The organism is Variovorax sp. P4_D9, assembly GCF_056401695.1.
Window position 1 is genome coordinate 1 of sequence record NZ_JBFUIU010001235.1, and the last position, 1,969, is coordinate 1,969.

Here is a 1,969-nt window from a genome sequence, read left to right on the forward strand (position 1 = left end):
GGCGGCATCGAGTTGCTTGAACACCGGCGCGAGTCGATTCAGGTGATGTCCTACCAGCGCCAGACCGGCTACCGGGGTGAGGTCGTAGTCGAGTTGCTTGACGATGAAGGGGCGCATTGGAAGGAATCGGATACTGCGTTTGCAACAGGCCCATAAACGCCCCACACCTGTCTCGCGTTTACCAAACCACCTCAAATCGATCGCACCCGCAGGGTGAGCCCCTTTCACTCTTGGGCTCACGGATTCAGGAACATGGCAAGACTCCCTGATACGTCGCTGGACGCGCCGATAAGCGCCAAACGGCTGGAATTCCTAAAGTTCATCCCATGCCGCCGAGCCCTTCAAACCCGGCGATTTTTGAAGAGAACCACAAGAGTCAACACCCCATGCGCATCGCAACTTACCTGGCCGAAGGCCGCCGCCAAACAGGCCTCGTGTCTGCCGACGGACTCACCATCACTCCGTTCATCCTCACGCCCGAACAGGCGGACAAGGGAGCCCTGACCCTGATCGAAACACTGGCCGAAGGCGGCAAGCTGCCGGCAACGAACGGCGCGGTCGTCAAGGTCGCGGATGTCGCGCTCGACGCGCCGCTGCCCAAGCCGCGCCGCAACGTCTGGTGCGTTGGCCGCAACTACCACGCGCATGCGAAGGAGTTGTCGTCCTCGGTTTTCAAGGACAGCGGAGCGAAGACCGACGAGTGGCCCATCGTCTTCACCAAGGTGCCCGAGTGCGTAGTTGGACCGCACGATGACGTGCTGGTGCCAAGCGAAATCTCGAAGCAGATCGACTACGAAGCCGAACTTGCCGTGGTCATCGGCAAGGGCGGCAAGAACATCACGCGTGCTAACGCGATGGATCATGCTTTCGGCTACACGGTCGTCAACGACGTGACGGCGCGCGATGTGCAGGTGCGCCACAGCCAGTGGGACATGGGCAAGTCGTTCGACACCTTCTGCCCGATGGGCCCGTGGGTCGTGACGGCCGACGAGTTTGACGGCACGAAGACGCGCGTGCGCTGCTGGGTCAACGGTGAACTGCGCCAGGACGGCCCGACCGAGAACATGATCTTCGACATACCAACGCTGATCGAGACCATCTCGCGCGGCATCACGCTGTATCCGGGCGACATGATCGCCACGGGCACGCCGGCGGGCGTCGGCATGGGCATGTCGCCGCCGCAATACCTGAAGGCGGGCGATGTGGTGCGGGTCGAGATCGACGGCCTCGGTGCCATCGAAAACAAGTTCGTCTGAGCAGCACGATGACAACACACATCATCAAAGGGCTGGCTGTCGAGATCGACGGCGAAGGAGAGGCACTCCTGTGCATCCACGGCCTCGGCGGCTCGTCGAACACTTGGACCCCTCTGTTGGCTGCGCTGTCAGGCTTCAAAGTGATCCGGCCGGATCTTCCTGGCAGTGGGCGCTCGACGTTGCTGGAACAGCCGCTCTCGATCGAACGCTACGCCGCCGCTCTCGAAGACCTGCTCGCCACCCTAGGTGTGGAATCGCTGCACGCCATGGCCCACTCGCTCGGCACCATCGTCGCGCAGCACTTTGTGGTGCGCAATCCGGGCAGGGTCAAGTCGTTGTCATTGTTCGGGCCGCTGGTCGCGCCACCGGAAGCGGCACGACCGAGCATCATGGCGCGCGCGACTGCGGCCCGCGGCGGAGCGGCCGCCATGCAGGAGATTTCGGATGCGATCGTCAAGGCTGCAACCAGCAAGGAAACGAAGGAGCACCAGCCTGCCGTTCTGGCGCTTGTCCGCGAGAGCGTAATGCGCCAATCGCCCGAAGGTTATGCGCAAAGCTGCGAAGCACTGGGCGGCGCACAGTCCGCCGAGATCGAGCAGATCGATGTGCCGACGCTGCTCGTCACCGGTGATCAGGACGGCGTCGCGCCGCCTGCCAATGTCGCTGCGATGGCCTCCCGCATCGCTGAATCCCGCCAGGTCGTCTTCGAGGGC

General features: G+C 62.9%; 2 protein-coding genes. Both read left to right on the top strand.

From position 1 onward, the window contains the following. Nucleotides 1–386 precede the first annotated feature (386 nt). Nucleotides 387–1,256, top strand: coding sequence for a fumarylacetoacetate hydrolase family protein (locus AC1DY5_RS53400; RefSeq protein WP_478122313.1), 870 nt, complete (start codon nucleotides 387–389; stop codon nucleotides 1,254–1,256). A gap of 8 nt (nucleotides 1,257–1,264) precedes the next feature. Continuing rightward, on the top strand, nucleotides 1,265–1,969 hold a 705-nt coding region (locus tag AC1DY5_RS53405; protein ID WP_478122314.1), incomplete at its 3' end, for an alpha/beta fold hydrolase.

What these genes read in the sequence shown, in the direction of transcription:
- AC1DY5_RS53400 (WP_478122313.1), top strand. Translation starts at nt 387, where the DNA reads ATGCGCATCGCAACTTACCTGGCCGAAGGCCGCCGCCAAACAGGCCTC.